The organism is Streptomyces sp. NBC_01474 (assembly GCF_035918215.1).
GTDB lineage: Bacteria > Actinomycetota > Actinomycetes > Streptomycetales > Streptomycetaceae > Streptomyces > Streptomyces aureus.
Map to the genome: position 1 here is coordinate 5,210,239 of NZ_CP109449.1, position 15,847 is coordinate 5,226,085.

A 15,847-nucleotide genomic window follows, 5' to 3' on the forward strand; every position below is an offset into this window, starting at 1 on the left:
ACCGGCGCGGCCGCGCGGTCTCGCCGGGCGGTACACCCCACCCCTCCGTATCCTCGCGATGAGGCCACGACCCCGTATCGAGGGAGCCCGCGACGATGCCGCTGCACCACGGTCCCGACCAGCACGACGAGCGCCCGATGGCCGTCAACCCCTTCTACGGCGAGGCCAATCCGGTCGGCGGCATGACCGACGCCCCGCCCAAGCACCGGCTGCCCGACGACCCCATGCCGCCCTCCACGGCGTACCAGCTGGTCCACGACGAGCTGATGCTCGACGGCAACGCACGGCTCAACCTCGCCACGTTCGTCACCACATGGATGGAACCGCAGGCCGGCGTCCTGATGGGCGAGTGCAGAGACAAGAACATGATCGACAAGGACGAGTACCCGCGCACCGCGGAGCTGGAGCGGCGCTGCGTGTCGATGCTCGCCCACCTGTGGAACGCGCCCGACCCGGACGGCGCCGTCGGCTGTTCGACCACCGGTTCGAGCGAGGCGTGCATGCTCGCCGGGATGGCCCTCAAGCGCCGCTGGATGAAGCGGAACGCCGACCGCTACCCGTCCCAGCACGCCCGCCCGAACCTCGTCATGGGCATCAACGTCCAGGTCTGCTGGGAGAAGTTCTGCAACTTCTGGGAGGTCGAGGCGCGCCAGGTCCCCATGGACGGCGACCGCTTCCATCTCGACCCGCAGGCCGCCGCCGAGCTGTGCGACGAGAACACCATCGGCGTCGTCGGCATCCTCGGCTCGACGTTCGACGGTTCGTACGAGCCGATCGCGGAGCTGTGCGCCGCCCTCGACACCCTCCAGGAGAAGACCGGCCTCGACATCCCCGTCCACGTCGACGGCGCCTCCGGCGGCATGATCGCGCCCTTTATCGACCCCGACCTGGTCTGGGACTTCCGCCTGCCGCGGGTGTCGTCCATCAACACGTCGGGCCACAAGTACGGCCTCGTCTACCCCGGCGTCGGCTGGGCCCTGTGGCGTACGGCGGACGACCTGCCGGAGGATCTGGTCTTCCGGGTCAACTACCTGGGCGGCGACATGCCGACCTTCGCCCTCAACTTCTCCCGGCCCGGCGCGCAGGTCGTCGCGCAGTACTACACGTTCCTGCGCCTGGGCCGCGAGGGCTACCGCGCGGTCCAGCAGTCGACCCGGGACGTCGCCCGGGACCTCGCCGAACGCATCGAGTCCATCGGCGACTTCCAGCTCATCACCCGCGGGGACCAACTGCCCGTCGTCACCTTCACGACAGCACCCGATGTGAAGGCGTACGACGTCTTCGACGTGTCGCGCCGCCTGCGCGAATTCGGCTGGCTCGTACCCGCGTACACCTTCCCCGCGCACCGCCAGGACCTGGCGGTGCTGCGGCTGGTGTGCCGCAACGGCTTCTCGGCCGACCTCGCGGCGCTCTTCATCGCCGACCTCAGGCGGCTGCTGCCCGAACTGCACCAGCAGCCGCACCCGCTGACCCGCGACAAGGAAGCGGCGACCGCCTTCCACCACTGACACCGTTCACGGGCCCCGTCCGCTGAACCCTGTTTGCCGAGCGCCGCACATGCTGAGCCCTACTTGCTGAGCGCCGCGAACTTCCGTACCGCCAGCGGGAAGAACACCGCGAGCAGCGCGAGCGGCCAGAGCACCGCCGCCCACAGGTGCCCCGGCTCCCCACCGGGGCCGCCGAACAGGTCCCGTACGGCCGTCGCCGTGTGCGACATCGGGTTCCACTCGACGACCGTGCCCAGCCAGCCGGGCATCGAGCCGGGCTCGGCGAGCGCGTTCGACAGGAATCCGACCGGCCAGACCAGGATCTGCACGGCCTGGACCAGCTCCGGCTTCCCCGCCACCATCGCCAGGTGGATGCCGATCCACAGCATCGCGAACCGGAAGAGGAGCAGCAGACCGAGCGCGCCCAGGAGGGCGCCGGTCGAGCCGTGCGGACGCCAGCCGATCACGTAACCGACGCCGGTCATCACGACAAGCGCGGCGGACGACTGGAGCATGTCGGCGACCGAACGGCCCACCAGCACCGCTCCGTTGACCATCGGCATCGACCTGAACCGGTCGATCACGCCCTTGTTGAGATCCTGCGTCACCGCCAGCATCGTCGCCTCGAGCCCGAACGCCATGGTGAGCGCGAGCATGCCCGGCACCAGATAGTCGACGTACTCGCCCTCGACGCCCTTGCCGCCGCCGATCAGGAAGCCGAACATCAGCAGCAGCATCACCGGGAAGACCAGACCCACCACGATCTGCGCCGGCTGCCGCGCCCCATGCGCAAGCTCGCGCCGCGTCATGGTCCACGAGTCGGCGACGGCCCAGCTCATCGACGTACTCATGCGGTCACCTCCGACCGGTCCGCCATGTGCCCACGTTCCGCCGCGTCCTTATGTCCCGGTCCCGTCAGATGCAGGAACACCTCGTCCAGGGTCGGTCTGCGCACCGCGATGTCCTCCGCCTCCACACCCGCGTCCTGAAGCGCCCGCACGGTCTCGGTGAGCGCGGCCATCCGGTCGGCGACGGGCGCACTGACCAGCCGACGGTCCGTGTCGACCGTGACACCGTCCGGCAACAGCCTTGCTGCTACGCCCAGTTGGGCCCCGTCCCGCACGACGACGTCGATCCGGTCACCGCCGAGCCGCGCCTTCAGCTCGCCGGCCGTCCCCTCGGCGACGACCCGGCCCCGGTCCACGACCGAGATGCGGTCGGCGAGCTGGTCGGCCTCCTCCAGATACTGCGTCGTGAGCAGGACCGTCGTACCGCCCCCGACCAGCGAGCGCACCGCGTCCCACACCTCGGCCCGTCCGCGCGGATCGAGGCCCGTCGTCGGCTCGTCCAGGAAGAGCACCTCGGGGTCCGTGATGAGGGAGGCGGCCAGGTCGAGCCGTCGCCGCATGCCGCCGCTGTACTGCCTGACCGCCTTGCGCCCGGTCCCGGCGAGGCCGAAGCGCTCAAGCAGTTCGCCGGCCCGCACCCGCGCGCGCCGGGCGCCCAGGTGGTGGAGGCGTCCGAACATCTCCAGGTTCTGCCACCCTCCGAGCTCCTCGTCCACCGCCGCGTGCTGGCCGAGGAGCCCGATGCGGCGCCGCACCTCGCGCGCCTGCCGCCGCACGTCGTACCCCGCCACCTCGACCCGGCCCTCGTCGACCCGCAACAGCGTCGTCATGGCGCGGACGGCCGTCGTCTTGCCCGCGCCGTTCGGACCGAGCAGGCCGTGGACGGTGCCGCGGGCGACCGTGAGGTCGAGCCCGTCCAGCGCCCACTTGTCCCTGTACCTCTTCCGTGCGCCCTCGACGATGATCGCGTCGGTCATCCGGCTCCTCCCACCGAGCACACATACTAATCAAATTTGACTACACCGGGAAAGGTATCCCCGCCCCCATCACTAGTCAACCTTGATTAACAGGGATCCCCGGGATGCGGCTCACCCGTGGCGTAGGGGTTCTCCTGCCCCTCGGCGAGCACCCCGACAAAGGGCTCACCCTCCCCCGCGAATGTGTACGCGCCGCCCTCGATCCGGCCGATCAGCCCCCGCGTCCACTCCGCGCCCGTGTCGGCCGAGTGCACCCAGAAATTCATGATCTCGCCGATGTGGCCGAGCCGTTCGGGCCCGTCCTCGGGCGTGTAGTACTCGGTGACCGCGCGCCGCCACTCCTCGATGCCGTCCACGCGCCGCCGCAGCAGCTCCACCGCTTCCCGCCGCGGCAGATCGACGATGAAGCCGAGCGCGGCCGAGAGGATGTCCGGCTTCTGGTCGTACGTCACGAGCGCCTCCCGCAGCAGCGTGAGGAACTCCTCGGTGCCCTTGTCCGTGATCTCGTACTCGGTGCGCGGCGGGCCGCCGGCCGTGGAGGGCGCGATCTCGTGCGCGACGAGAAATCCCTGCTTCGCCATCTGCTTGAGCGCGTGATAGATCGACCCGGGCTTGGCGTTCGACCACTCGTGCGCGCCCCAGTACTCGAGGTCGTTGCGCACCTGGTACCCGTGCGCGCGGCCGTGCTGGCGTACGGCCCCGAGGACCAGGAGGCGGATCGCTGACATGGGCCCCAGCGTAGGACGTCACTCCCGCGCCATCGCCACCAGCTCATGCGCCGTCTTCCCGTCCAGGGACTCGCGGATGATGTCCGCGTGCCCCGCGTGCCGGGCCGCCTCCCGGATCAGATGGAGCAGCAGCCACCGCACGGACACCTCCTCCTCGCCCGGCGACCAGTGATGGCGGGGCAGCGGGAACGTGTCGTCGAGGCTCGGCACCGACCGGACGAACTCCTCGGTGGCCAGCGCCACCTTGTCCCAGTAAGCGAGGGCCGACTCGACGGATCGTCTCCCACGAGCCGGAAGCTGTCGGCCCAGTTCTCCTCGGTGCGCTGCATGTCGGGCGCGACCTGCCGGGCCCGCGCCATCCATCCCTGCTCGGTCTCCGCGACATGCTTGACCAGCCCGGACAGCGACAGGGCGCTGGCGCTCGGCGTCTCCGCGGCCTGCTCGTCGGTCAGTCCGAGCACGGCCCGGCGGACGGCGCCGCGCTGCCCGGCGAGAAAGATCAGGAGCGTGCCACGCTCGTCGCCACGGATCTCCGCGTTCCCTTGAGTCGCCATCCTGGGCCGGTTTCCATCGGTTCCGCCGCCTGTACGGACGAAGGTAGAGGGAATCGCGGCCGACTTCTGTCCCGAGCGGCACCACCCGGGAACGCGTCGCGTAGGAATTTTCCTACCTTTGACGCGTAGGGAAATTCCTACCTACAGTTCGGGCATGAGCAGCCACACGAACATCACGCACGCCTCCTTCATCACCCTCCCCGTCGCCGACCAGGACCGCGCCCTGCGCTTCTACGTCGACGTACTCGGCTTCGACGTCACGGCCGACCGTGAGATGCCGCCGGGCCGCTGGCTCCAGGTCGCACCCGCGGGCGCGCAAACCGTCTTCACGCTGGCCGGCCCGGGCATGGGGGATTTCACCCCGGGTTCGGCGCGGGGGATCATGTTGGTGACGACCGACGTCGACGCCGACTGCGCGCGGCTCACCGCCGCCGGAGCCGAGGTCACCGGCCCCGACGACGTGCCGTGGGGGCGCATGGCCTCCTTCAGCGACCCGGACGGCAACGCACTGATGCTCATCACGGAGAAGGAAGGCTTCTGACGCCGATGGCGACCGCGAACGCGACCGACACCGCCGGCCAGGACCGGCTGTTCGCCGCGCTCGCCAACGGAACACGACGCGAGGTGCTCCGCCTCCTCAGGGACGAGGGCCCCCAGCCCGTCCAGGCCCTCGCCGACCACTTCGCGATGCGCCGGCCCAGCCTCTCGGAGCACCTCAAGGTGCTGCGCGAGGCCGGCCTCGTCTCGGAGGAACGCGCGGGACGTCAGCGCATCTACCGGCTCGAGGCCGCCCCCCTGGCCGAGGTGCAGGACTGGCTCCATCCGTACGAGCGGTTCTGGCGCGGCCGCCTGAAGGGGCTCGCCGAACTCCTCGACCGCATGCCCGACGATGACGGGTCATGAGCCTTACGAGCATCACCGTCGACCAGTTCCTCCCCCACCCGTCCGCCAAGGTCTGGCGTGCCCTCACCGAACCCGAGCTGATCGCCCAGTGGCTGATGCCGGGCAGTGAGGACTTCCGCCTCGAGGTGGGCCACCGGTACGTGATGACGACCGTGCCGCGGCCCAACACCGGCTTCTCCGGCACCCTCGACGTCGAGGTCCTCGCGTACGAGGAGGAACGGATGCTCAGCGTCCGGTGGCAGGACCGGGATCCGGCCAATTCTGCGGACTGGACCATTACGTGGAACCTGGAGCCAGAAGGCCGTGGCACGCGTCTCTTCCTAGTGCACGACGGATTCGATCCGGACGATCCGGCACAGATGATGGCGCGGAAGATCATGGACGGGGGCTGGCGTTCGCATGTCATGCGGGCGCTGGGGCAGACGCTCGAAGAGCTGTAACCGCGGGAACACCCCTCGTGCACGTGCATCTGCCCATGCATCAGCATGTGAACGCAGCTATGATCCAGGACAGTTGACCACTACACCTGACTCACTGGCCACATGAGCCTCATAGGCCACAGCACGACCGGGGAGCGACCTGTGCACCACGTGTACAACGGCATGGCGGCCACGGAACTTCACGGTGTGGTCTGGCAGAAGAGCAGGCACAGCAACTCGCAGGGCTCCTGTGTGGAGTTCGCGAAATTGCCGGGGGGACGGGTGGCGATGCGCAACTCGAACTTCCCGGAGGGCCCGGCCCTCGTCTACACGCCCGCCGAAATCGAGGCGATGCTGCTGGGCGTCAAGGACGGGGAGTTCGACCACCTGATAGCTGACGGGTGACCGTTGCCGACTGACAGCTTGCCGGGTGACAACCGACGGATGACGACTGACAGATGACAGATGACGATAACTGTCAGCTGGCTATCGTCAGATGACAGGTGGCAGCCGTAAGTCGTCAGCCGTCAGTCATGAGTCACCAACTCTCAAATGGCAATGGCCAGTTGCCGGCTCTCACAGCCGGAACAGTGCCCACACCACTTTCCCGTTCAGCGTGCCGGCCAGCGGATGCCAGCCCCAGCTGTCGCTGAACGAGTCGACCAGGAACAGGCCGCGGCCCGATTCGGCGTTGAAGTCGTCCTCCGCCTCGCGGGCGACGGGGCTCTCGTCGCTGGGGTCCCGCACCGCGCACACCAGGCGTGAGGTCCAGCGCATCAGGTGCAGCCGCACCGGCGGGTCCTGCGAGCGCGGGGTGTCCGAGGGCAGTGCGTGCCGCAGGGCGTTGGTGACGAGTTCGGAGACGACGAGACAGACGTCGTCGAATCTCTCCGCCACGTCCCAGCCGTCGAGCGTCCCGCGCGTGAACTTACGGGCGCTGCCCACCGCTTCGTACCGTGCGGGAAGTGCGCAGGAGGCGGAGCTGGAAACGGCAGAAGGGTCGAGTGGCGGAAGCCCCTGCCTTAACGGCTCGAGCATGGCCGGTCCATTCGTCCCCATGCGAGGCACTCCCGGGATTCGCGGTACATAGCGAGTGGAGCGGTGGTGCGTGGGCCATCGTTCCGAATGCGTACAGCAGATGCAAGGGCAGATGCACGTGCACGCGCCCGTCCTGTCCCCCCGCGTACCACTTGTTGCTCATTTCTTCCCACGACTTCTTGTGGAGACCTTTCGCAACCTTTCCGTTTCTGTAACCGAACGAGTACAGGCCGGAGCGTTTTAATGGCAGACTTCGGCTGCTGGAGCTATCGGGAGGGTGGAGCGACGTGAGTGCGGGAGAGTCGAGCGGCTCGGTGGTGCGGCGCATCCTGCTGGGCTCGCAGCTGAGGCGCCTGCGCGAATCACGTGGCATCACCCGGGAAGCGGCCGGCTACTCGATCCGCGCATCCGAATCGAAGATCAGCCGCATGGAGTTGGGACGGGTGAGCTTCAAGGCCAGGGACGTCGAGGACCTGCTGACCCTGTACGGAGTGGCCGACGAGGCGGAGCGCGGCGCGCTCCTCTCCCTCGTCAAGGAGGCCAACGTCGCGGGCTGGTGGCATACATACTCGGACGTCCTGCCCGGCTGGTTCCCCACCTATGTCGGCCTGGAGGGCGCCGCGTCGCTCATCCGCGCCTACGAGGTGCAGTTCGTGCACGGGCTGCTGCAGACCGAGGGGTACGCGCACGCGGTCGTCGCCCGGGGCATGAAGGACGCGCCGCGGGCGGACATCGACCGGCGTGTGGCGCTGCGCCTCGAACGGCAGAAACTCCTCGTCTCCGAGCACGCCCCCGAGTTCCACGTGGTACTCGACGAGGCGGCGCTGCAACGCCCGTACGGCGGACCGAAGGTGATGCAGGGTCAGCTCCAGCATCTGATCGACGTCTCCGAGCGGTCCAACGTCACACTTCAGGTCATGCCGTTCGGATTCGGTGGCCACTCGGGTGAGACCGGCGCCTTCGCGATGCTCAGCTTCCCGGAGTCCGACCTCTCGGACATCGTCTACATGGAGCAGCTCACCAGCGCCCTGTACCTCGACAAGCGCGAGGACGTCACGCAGTACGCGCGGGCGATGAAGCAGCTTCAGGCGGAGTGCCCGACGCCCGCGGAGAGCGTGGACATCATCCGCGGCCTGCTGGCGAAGGCCGCCTGACCAGTACCCGCTGACCGATACCCGCTGACCATGGCTGGCCGAGAACCGCTCCTTCCGGCCCGATTTCCGATCGGCGGCGATCGGTCGGACGTCCTGACCACGCCACAACTCGACTGGTACAGACGTAAGATGACGAGCCATTAGGTGTCTGCCGGCAGCAGCAAGGGATCTCATGTCCTACTTCACCGAACTGGCCCAGCAATACATCGACGGTTCATGGCGTCCCGGCCGTGGGGCGTGGGACATCATCGACTTCAACCCGTACAACGGCGAGAAGCTGGCCTCCATCACCGTGGCGTCGGCCGACGAGGTCGACGAGGCCTACCGCGCGGCCGAGCGGGCGCAGAAGAGCTGGGCGGACACCAACGCGTACACGCGACGCCTGGTCTTCGAGCGGGCACTGCGCCTGGTCGAGGAGCGCGAGGACGAGATATCCGACGCGATCGTCGACGAGCTCGGCGGTACGCGGCTGAAGGCCGGGTTCGAGCTGCATCTCGCCAAGGAGTTCCTGCGCGAGTCGATCCAGCTGGCGCTACGCCCGCAGGGGCGGGTCATCCCGTCGCCCGTCGACGGCAAGGAGAACCGGGTCTACCGCGTTCCCGTCGGCGTCGTGGGCGTCATCAGCCCCTTCAACTTCCCGTTCCTGCTGTCGCTGAAGTCGGTCGCGCCCGCGCTGGCCCTCGGCAACGGCGTGGTTCTCAAGCCGCACCAGAACACTCCGATCTGCGGTGGCTCCCTGGTCGCGAAGATCTTCGAGGACGCGGGCCTGCCGGCCGGTCTGCTCAACGTCGTCATCACCGACATCGCCGAGATAGGCGACGCGCTCCTCACCCACCCGGTGCCGAAGGTCATCTCCTTCACCGGCTCGGACGCGGTGGGCCAGCACGTCGCGACGGTATGCGCCTCGCAGTTCAAGCACGCCGTCCTGGAGCTGGGCGGCAACAGCGCACTGACCGTGCTCGACGACGCGGACGTCGACTACGCCGTCGACGCGGCGGTCTTCAGCCGGTACGTGCACCAGGGCCAGGTCTGCATGGCCGCCAACCGGATCCTGGTGGACCGCAAGGTGGAGAAGGAGTTCACCGAGAAGTTCGTCGCCAAGGTGAGGTCCCTCAAGGTGGGCGACCCACGCGACCCGTCGACCGTCATCGGTCCGGTCATCAACTCCACGCAGGCGGACGCCGTTTCGGGCGTCGTCGACCAGGCGCTCGCGGAAGGCGCGACCGCACTGCTGCACGGCAAGGCCGTCGGCAATCTGGTCGAACCGAGCATCCTGACGGGCCTGCCGGCCGACTCCCCGGTGCTGCGGCAGGAGATCTTCGGCCCGGTCGCGCTCCTCATCCCCTTCGACGGGGACGAGGAGGCGGTGGAGGTCGCGAACGACACCCCGTACGGGCTGAGCGGGGCCGTGCACACGCGGGACGTGGAGCGGGGCGTCGCGTTCGCGCGGCGCATCGACACCGGGATGATCCACGTCAACGACGGGACGGTGCACGACGAGCCACTCGTCGCGTTCGGCGGCGAGAAGCGGTCCGGGCTCGGCCGGCTGAACGGCGAGGCGACCGTCGAGGCGTTCACCACGCAGAAGTGGATCTCCGTGCAGCACGGCCGGAGCCAGTTCCCGTTCTGACGCCCCCGCTCGCGTTCAGACCTCCAGGAGCGGGTCGAACGCGCGGGGCCGGCCCTCCAGGACCGCCTCGCCGATGACGAGGACCCCGGTGGCGTCGCGCAGGGTCCGTATGACCGTGCCCTGTACGGCAGGCGTGAGGTCGTGGTGGAGCGCGACGCCGCCCGGGACCGTGGCGAGCAGTTCCTCGACGGCGGCCCGGCGCGCTTACGCGTGCAGGCCGCCGACGATCGCTACCAGCAGCCGGGTCACCGGCCGCCCCGCTTCCCGAAGCGCCGCTCGAAGCGCTCCACGCGCCCGGCGGTGTCGAGTACGCGCGCGTTGCCCGTGTAGAAGGGGTGGCTCACGTTCGAGATCTCGACGTCGATGACGGGGTAGGTGTGGCCGTCCTCCCACTCGACGGTCTTGTCGTTGGTGGCGGTCGAGCGAGTCAGGAAGGCGTGGTTCGCGGCACGGTCACGGAAGACGACCGGGCCGTAGGAGGGGTGGATGTCCTTTCGCACGGGCTCAGCGCTCCTCTCGGAAGTCGACGTGGTGGCCTGCGACCGGGTCGTACTTGCGCAGGGTCACGCGGTTGGGGTCGGTACGGCGGTTCTTGCGGGTGACGTAGGTGTAGCCCGTACCCGCGGTGGACCTGAGCTTGATCACTGGGCGGAGTTCGTTGCGTGCCATGGGACCAGTATATGAAAATGAATCCCGTTTTCAAAATGATCCGGGTCACAGCTCCGGGTTGCGGGCCACGGCCACCGAGAGAGGTGCGTCGCCATGTCCGCGCACTGCATGCCGACCGGGGCCGGCACGTACGGCTGCGGCTGGGCGTCAGGGCGATCAGGACCCTCGACGCGATCGGCGTCGGGGCCTCCGTCGCCAGGATTCGTGACCGTGGAGTGAGGATCTGATGGCGAGGTGGAGCAAGATCACAAAGGGTGAGGAGCGCCGGAGGGTCGCCGTCCGCCGCGCCGCGCGCCGGGCCGAGCTCAGCGAGATCGTCCGCCTGCTGTCGTCCACCGGGACGGAACGGGTCGCCGCACAAAGGGAGTTGGCACGTCAGCCGAGGGACGCGAGCGCCACCCGCGTACGCAACCGCGACAGTGTCGACGGTCGGCCGCGCGGATACCTGCGCGCCTTCGGCCTCTCCCGGGTGAACCTGCGCGAGCAGGCGCACGCGGGCTTCCTGGCCGGAGCGCGGAAGTCTTCCTGGTGACGTGAGGGGCGGCTGGTAGCTTGCTGCGGGCCGGGCCACGTACCGGCAGTCACATCCGCAACGTAGGGGGATCTTGTGCTCAAGCGCGTACGGATCGTTGCCGCCGCGGCGGGAGTTGCCGCGGCGCTCGTGATCACCGGATGCAGCAGCGACAGCGGCGACGGGGGCGACGGCGGCAAGTCCAAGGAGACGCCGCAGGCCTCGACGTCCACGGGGGCCGACACGGGTGGGTCCGGTTCCGGTTCCGGTTCCGGCGGGAAGTCCGGGAGTCTTCAGGGGAGCTGGGTCACCACATCCCAGGGCAAGAGCATCGCCCTGCTCATCAGCGGCAAGAAGGTGGCCCTGGTCGGCGAGCACGTGTGCAGCGGGACCGCAGGCGACGAGATGGGCATGCAGATGCTCACCCTGAAGTGTGCCGACGGGAACACCGACCGGAACATGGGGCAGGTCAAGTCCGTCGACGCCACGACCCTGAAGGTGTCGTGGGAAGGCTTCGGGGACGACACGTTCCGCAAGACGGACGGCGGGAAGCTGCCGTCGGGGTTCCCGACGATGGGGCTGCCCAAGTCCTGACGCGGGGCTGACGCGGGCGGCTCGGCCGACTCGGGCGGCTCGGGCGGCTCGGGCGGCTCGGGCGGTTTCTTCGTCGCTGCTTCGCCGTTATTGGGCCGCTCGATCCTCCGGACCGGGCGACCCTTCGGGTTTCGGGGCGCCGGGTTTCCGGTCGTCGGGTTTCTGTGCGCCGGACTTCGAGGTGCCGGGCTTCGGGGCACCGGGCTTCGGGTCGTCTGGTCTCCGGTCATCCGGCTTCGGGTCGTCGGGCGTGTGCGGGTCGTCGGGTTTCAGGGTGATCGGGGGTACGTCGGTGTCGAGTGCGTCCGAGAGATCCTCCAGGGCCTCCAGGAGCAGGCCCGCGCCTCGGCGTACGACCCGGTCCGGTACGCCCTCGCCGTCCCAGTCCGCGAGAGCGTCCCGTACCGCCTGCCAGCGCGGCACCCGGCGTTCGCGCACCGCACGCGCGCCGTCCTCTGTGGCGGTGCGCAGTGCCTTCGCGAGGCGGGCGGCCGCCGGGACCGGGGTCGCGTCACGTTCGGGGAGATGCGCCTCCATCAGCATCTCGACCCGGCCGATGTGCCGCAGGGCGTGTTCGGCGTCGTCGGCCGCGGCGCGGGAGAGGCCGCGGTGGCGCACCGGTTCGGTCCGCGCCCTGGACGCGGCCTCCTGCCAGGCGAGTTCGGCCGTGCGAGCGGCGAGCAGGGCCTCGCGCACATCGGGCAGGTTCCCGCCGCCGGGATCCGCGTAGCGGCCGATCACCGCGGCGCCGTACCGGCCGAGGGCGAGCAGCCAGTCCGCGAGCCGCGTGCGCAGTCGGGGCGTCTCCCAGGCCGGGTACACCGCGTACGCCAGCATCGCGAGGAGGCCGCCGACGAGCGTGAGCACGACCCGCTCGGGGACCGTCTGGTCCCACGCCTCGCCGCCCATGCCGAGCAGGAACACGACGTACGCGGCGATGCAGGCCTGCGCGGCGAGCTGGCCCGTACGCATCACGAGGTACATCAGGCCCGCGCAGGTCACGGCGAGCGTCGCGGAGAGCCTGGTGTCCGGGTGGGCGAGCTGGACGAGCCCGGTGGCGAGGGCGACTCCGATGAGCGTGCCGCCGAAACGGGCCACCGCGCGCGAGTACGTCTGCGAGAAGTCGGGGCGCATGACCATGACGGCGGCCATCGGCGCCCAGTAACCGTGGCCGAAGGGGAGGGCGGTGCCGATGAGGTAGCCGACCGCCGCGACGGCCGACACCCGGATGGCGTGCCTGAGAATCGGCGACCCGCGGTACAGCTCCCTGCGCATCGCTCCCGCCGCGATGGGCAGCAGCCGGACGAGGGTGGGGCGGCTGAGCTGGGCGTTCTCGTTGCGGGGCTCGGGGTGCTGGGTGTCCGTCCGCGCGCCCGCGGTCTCCAGTACGTCCGTCAGGAGCGAGCCGAGGCGCGCCGCCGCTCGCTTCGCCGGGCCGGAGAGGATCGCCCCCGTGTCGGGGGTCTTGAACGTGGCGACCGCCGCCGGGGGCACCTTGACCGGCGCGCCGTGGCGGATCGCGCGCGCCGCCGCGTCCAGGATCGAGCCCGCCGCGCCCAGGAGTTCCAGGACGCGCTCGCGTTCGGGCCCCTCGTCCGGGACGCCGACCGCCGGGTCCGCGAGCGAAGCGAGGACCGGGCGGATGCGTTCGGCGATGCCGCGGGCGCCGCGCAGCTGGGCCGGGCGGGTGCGGGCCTGGCGCGGGGTGAGCGCGGCGGCGTTGCGCGCCAGCATCAGCGGTTCGCCGTCGAACGGGGCGACCGGGTCGTGGCGCAGCCGGCGCGCGTAGTCGGCCTCCGCGGCGAGCGCGTCGGCCAGGGCGTCGCGGTGCGCGCCCCATCTGCGTACCGGGAAGAGGATCACGAGGGCGGCCTGGACGAGACCACCGAAGACCATCATCGCGGCGTGCCCGGCGGCGGCCGCGACCGACGTCGGCAGGGTGATCGTGACCAGCATCATCGCGACGTTCGACGACGCGATGATCCCGATCGTCGGGCCTGCCGCCCAGGACAGGCCCGCCAGGAACGTCCACAGGACCAGGAGCGCGAGGAACAGGACGAGGCGGCCGCCGGTGAGATAGCCGAGGAACGTCGAGACGCCGAGGCTCGCTCCGGATGCCACGGCCAGCTCGGGGCGGGGGCGCCAGCTGCGCTGGAACGTGGCGATCGCCGCCTGGAACGCACCGAACGCGGAGCTCGCCGCGACCGCCGGGCCGAAGAACGTGAGGCTGACCGTGATCACGATGGCCAGACCGGCGGCGCCACGCAGCGCGACCAGGGGTTCCAGGCGTTTCCGCTCGACACTCAGGCCCGAGCGGGTGGTGTCCTTCAGCGCCCGGAACCAGCTCACTCCGTCAGAATACGGGCGAGTCGAACATATAGGTCGGGATGGTTCGGTTCAGCGGGGCGTGCCGCCGCGCACCTCGGCACGGCCGGGGGAGCGGGCGCGGTCCGAGACGCGGGCGCGGTCGGCGGCCGCCACGCCCTCCGCCCAGCCGGCGCCGTCGCTGACGCCCCGGACCCGGGTCGTCACGGTCTGCGGGAACATGTCGTCGGTCCGGCCGGCCACCGCGACATCGCGCGCCGCCAGGACCGGCAGCAGCCCGCCCTCCTGGCTCCGGCCGGTCACCTCCTCCGCCACCGCCGCGAGCCGGTCGCCTATGCGGTGCGCGTACGCGGCGAGGAAGGCCTGCCTGAACGTCTTGGTCCGCTTACGGCCCCCGGCGCGCTGCTCGGCCTCGGCCCGCGTCATCGCCGCCGTGCCCTGCACCAGCAGCGACGTATGGAGCAGCTCCACCGCCTCCAGGTCGGACTCGAAGCCGACGACCGTGGAGAAGCCGAAACCGCTGTTCCACACCGCGCGGCAGCGGTTCGCCGACGCGACCGCGTCCAGGAGGGCCGCCTTCGCCGTCTCGTACGGGGCGTCCACGCCGATCCGGCACGCGACGGGCGTGTCCTTCGCGTGCGTACGGGCCGCGAGAAGCGCCGCGTCGACACTGTGCCTGGTCATCAGCTCCTGCGCCTTCGCCGCCAGCGCCTCGGCCTCCGGCGGGTAGGCGGTCGCCTCGGCCTTGGCGAGCAGCGCGCGGATCCGGGCGAGCTCGCGCGGCTCCCCCGCGACGGGCCTCGCCACGGACTCTCCCGGCACGGGCCCCACGGCCTCGATCGGCGGGAGCCGCAGGAGCAGGCGGTACAGCTCCAGGACGGCGGTGGCGTACGAGAAGCGGTCCAGACGCGGAACCCCACCAGCACTCGTGTCCTGCGGCAGGTCGGCGAGCTGTGCGTCCCAGCGCGGGGGCAGGTACTCGTAACGCGCGGTCTCGGCTCGGATCATGCGGGCCGCGATGTGTCCGTGCGGGGCCTCTTCGAGGTCGCGTACGACGATGCGCATGACGTCGGCCGGCTGCCAGCCGCGCTCCCAGGCCCGGCGTACGAACTCCTGCCCACGCAGGGCAAGTTGCGTGTCGGCGGACGGGTCGGCGGCGAGCAGGGACGCGCCCGTGTCGAGCCCGGCCTCCGCACCCTCCCCGTACAGGGCGGCGCCGAAGGCCTGCTCGACCGTGGTCCGCGTCGTACGTTCCGTCATACGGGGGCTCCGCCTCCTTGCCTGTCCGGTCTGCCGCGAGGTCTGCCGTGCGGTCTGCCGTGTCTTCTCCTTCATGGTCTCAGGCGGATACGGGGTTTGGAGTTGCTGCCTCTGCAAGGCACTTAAGGGTGCGCTGGTGAGCGGGAGCGAGTGCCGTTGGCGTGTTTCGCATGGAGTGCGCCGACCGCGAGAAAGACCCGCGAGAAACACGGCGGGAAGAAGCGCTTTAGGCAGCTTATCTCCGGCATGCCCACCGGCAGACTCCGTGCCCGCCTCACCTCCATGGCCGACCACACCGGCATCGCGATCACCGCCGTGGATCCGGCCTACACCAGCCGCTGGGGCGCACAGCACTGGCGAAAACCCCTCACCGCGAAGAACCGCAAGACCACTCGCCACGACGCTGCCGCCGTGGCGATCGGACGACGCGCCCAGGGATATCCGATCCGGCGACGGGCGACACCGCCCCTGCACGACCAGAGTGATCGTGCAGGGCATCGGACCGTTCAGGCCCGACCGGGCATCCCCGGGCGTGAGGGAACCCGCCCCCGCATTCCCGGACCACGGACACGATCCGCCTGGCCCGGATGCGGAACGAACGCGGGGGACCAGAACGCCCAACACCGTTCGGGGCGTTCGGCCGAGCACGGGCCCTGGCAACAGGACTCACTGCCGCTCAGTCTCTAGGAACGGTAGGGCTGGCCATACCCCCAGGACGCCCCCCAGTGGTCGTGTTCGCGGGGCGCCGCG

18 protein-coding genes and 3 pseudogenes are annotated in these 15,847 nt (G+C 70.1%); 11 read left to right on the forward strand and 10 right to left on the reverse strand.

What is annotated here, in order from left to right:
* The first annotated feature begins 95 nt into the window (after positions 1–95).
* Complete coding sequence (locus OG758_RS23890; protein ID WP_326711843.1) at positions 96–1,508, forward strand: glutamate decarboxylase; 1,413 nt, start codon at positions 96–98, stop codon at positions 1,506–1,508.
* A gap of 59 nt (positions 1,509–1,567) precedes the next feature.
* Here OG758_RS23890 and OG758_RS23895 read toward each other — a convergent pair whose 3' ends face one another.
* The 4 genes and pseudogenes from OG758_RS23895 to OG758_RS23910 all read right to left on the reverse strand — a co-directional run bounded on the left by OG758_RS23895 (position 1,568) and on the right by OG758_RS23910 (position 4,594).
* A complete protein-coding gene (locus OG758_RS23895; protein ID WP_326711844.1) occupies positions 1,568–2,338 on the reverse strand; it encodes an ABC transporter permease in 771 nt (256 codons plus the stop codon).
* Positions 2,335–3,312, reverse strand: a complete 978-nt coding sequence (locus tag OG758_RS23900; RefSeq protein ID WP_326711846.1) for an ATP-binding cassette domain-containing protein — start codon at positions 3,310–3,312, stop codon at positions 2,335–2,337. Before OG758_RS23900 ends, OG758_RS23895 begins: the two co-directional genes overlap by 4 nt.
* Positions 3,313–3,398: 86 nt before the next feature.
* Complete coding sequence (locus OG758_RS23905; protein ID WP_326711847.1) at positions 3,399–4,040, reverse strand: PadR family transcriptional regulator; 642 nt, start codon at positions 4,038–4,040, stop codon at positions 3,399–3,401.
* Positions 4,041–4,058: 18 nt separating this feature from the next.
* Positions 4,059–4,594: pseudogene (locus OG758_RS23910) on the reverse strand (DinB family protein).
* Positions 4,595–4,748: 154 nt separating this feature from the next.
* Here OG758_RS23910 and OG758_RS23915 point away from each other — a divergent pair.
* From OG758_RS23915 to OG758_RS23930, 4 genes are all read left to right on the forward strand, one after another.
* On the forward strand, positions 4,749–5,135 hold the full coding sequence (locus tag OG758_RS23915) for a glyoxalase superfamily protein (RefSeq protein WP_326711848.1): 387 nt from the start codon (positions 4,749–4,751) through the stop codon (positions 5,133–5,135).
* 5 nt (positions 5,136–5,140) lie between these two features.
* Positions 5,141–5,497, forward strand: coding sequence for an ArsR/SmtB family transcription factor (locus OG758_RS23920; RefSeq protein WP_326711849.1), 357 nt, complete (start codon positions 5,141–5,143; stop codon positions 5,495–5,497).
* Entirely contained in the window at positions 5,494–5,937 is a 444-nt protein-coding gene (locus tag OG758_RS23925) for an SRPBCC family protein (protein ID WP_326711850.1), read from the forward strand. Before OG758_RS23920 ends, OG758_RS23925 begins: the two co-directional genes overlap by 4 nt.
* Before the next feature lie 141 nt (positions 5,938–6,078).
* Entirely contained in the window at positions 6,079–6,321 is a 243-nt protein-coding gene (locus OG758_RS23930; protein WP_100597687.1) for a DUF397 domain-containing protein, read from the forward strand.
* Positions 6,322–6,492: 171 nt separating this feature from the next.
* Here the strand turns inward: OG758_RS23930 and OG758_RS23935 are convergent, their stop codons facing one another.
* A complete protein-coding gene (locus tag OG758_RS23935) occupies positions 6,493–6,975 on the reverse strand; it encodes an ATP-binding protein (RefSeq protein WP_266672906.1) in 483 nt (160 codons plus the stop codon).
* Positions 6,976–7,241: 266 nt separating this feature from the next.
* On the opposite strand from OG758_RS23935, the gene OG758_RS23940 reads away from it, so the two are divergent.
* Both OG758_RS23940 and OG758_RS23945 read left to right on the forward strand, forming a co-directional pair.
* Positions 7,242–8,108 carry a helix-turn-helix domain-containing protein gene (locus OG758_RS23940; protein WP_326711851.1) on the forward strand — a complete coding sequence of 289 codons (867 nt, stop codon included), beginning with the start codon at positions 7,242–7,244 and terminating at the stop codon, positions 8,106–8,108.
* A gap of 172 nt (positions 8,109–8,280) precedes the next feature.
* Positions 8,281–9,738 (forward strand): aldehyde dehydrogenase family protein, encoded by a 1,458-nt coding sequence (locus OG758_RS23945; protein ID WP_326711852.1) that lies wholly within the window; start codon positions 8,281–8,283, stop codon positions 9,736–9,738.
* 57 nt (positions 9,739–9,795) lie between these two features.
* Here OG758_RS23945 and OG758_RS23950 read toward each other — a convergent pair.
* The 3 genes and pseudogenes from OG758_RS23950 to rpmG form a co-directional block, all read right to left on the reverse strand.
* Positions 9,796–9,987: pseudogene (locus OG758_RS23950) on the reverse strand (cobalamin biosynthesis protein CobW); the annotation flags it as partial.
* Complete coding sequence (locus tag OG758_RS23955) at positions 9,984–10,238, reverse strand: type B 50S ribosomal protein L31 (RefSeq protein WP_326711853.1); 255 nt, start codon at positions 10,236–10,238, stop codon at positions 9,984–9,986. The gene OG758_RS23955 and the pseudogene OG758_RS23950, both read right to left, overlap by 4 nt.
* Before the next feature lie 4 nt (positions 10,239–10,242).
* Positions 10,243–10,407: a 50S ribosomal protein L33 gene (rpmG, locus tag OG758_RS23960; protein ID WP_326711854.1), complete on the reverse strand. Its 165-nt coding sequence runs from the start codon at positions 10,405–10,407 to the stop codon at positions 10,243–10,245.
* A 35-nt stretch (positions 10,408–10,442) separates the two neighbouring features.
* On the opposite strand from rpmG, the gene OG758_RS49090 reads away from it, so the two are divergent.
* From OG758_RS49090 to OG758_RS23975, 3 genes are all read left to right on the forward strand, one after another.
* Positions 10,443–10,634, forward strand: coding sequence for a 50S ribosomal protein L28 (locus OG758_RS49090; protein ID WP_382062370.1), 192 nt, complete (start codon positions 10,443–10,445; stop codon positions 10,632–10,634).
* Entirely contained in the window at positions 10,634–10,939 is a 306-nt protein-coding gene (gene rpsN / locus OG758_RS23970) for a 30S ribosomal protein S14 (protein ID WP_326711855.1), read from the forward strand. Before OG758_RS49090 ends, rpsN begins: the two co-directional genes overlap by 1 nt.
* Before the next feature lie 75 nt (positions 10,940–11,014).
* On the forward strand, positions 11,015–11,512 hold the full coding sequence (locus OG758_RS23975) for a hypothetical protein (protein WP_326711856.1): 498 nt from the start codon (positions 11,015–11,017) through the stop codon (positions 11,510–11,512).
* An 87-nt stretch (positions 11,513–11,599) separates the two neighbouring features.
* On the opposite strand, the gene OG758_RS23980 is transcribed toward OG758_RS23975, so the two are convergent.
* Positions 11,600–13,861: an FUSC family protein gene (locus OG758_RS23980; protein ID WP_326711857.1), complete on the reverse strand. Its 2,262-nt coding sequence runs from the start codon at positions 13,859–13,861 to the stop codon at positions 11,600–11,602.
* Between the two features lie 48 nt (positions 13,862–13,909).
* Complete coding sequence (locus OG758_RS23985) at positions 13,910–15,097, reverse strand: DUF2786 domain-containing protein (protein WP_326711858.1); 1,188 nt, start codon at positions 15,095–15,097, stop codon at positions 13,910–13,912.
* Positions 15,098–15,283: 186 nt separating this feature from the next.
* Here OG758_RS23985 and OG758_RS23990 point away from each other — a divergent pair.
* Positions 15,284–15,784 (forward strand): annotated as a pseudogene (locus OG758_RS23990) (IS200/IS605 family accessory protein TnpB-related protein); the annotation flags it as partial.
* Positions 15,785–15,847 lie beyond the last annotated feature (63 nt).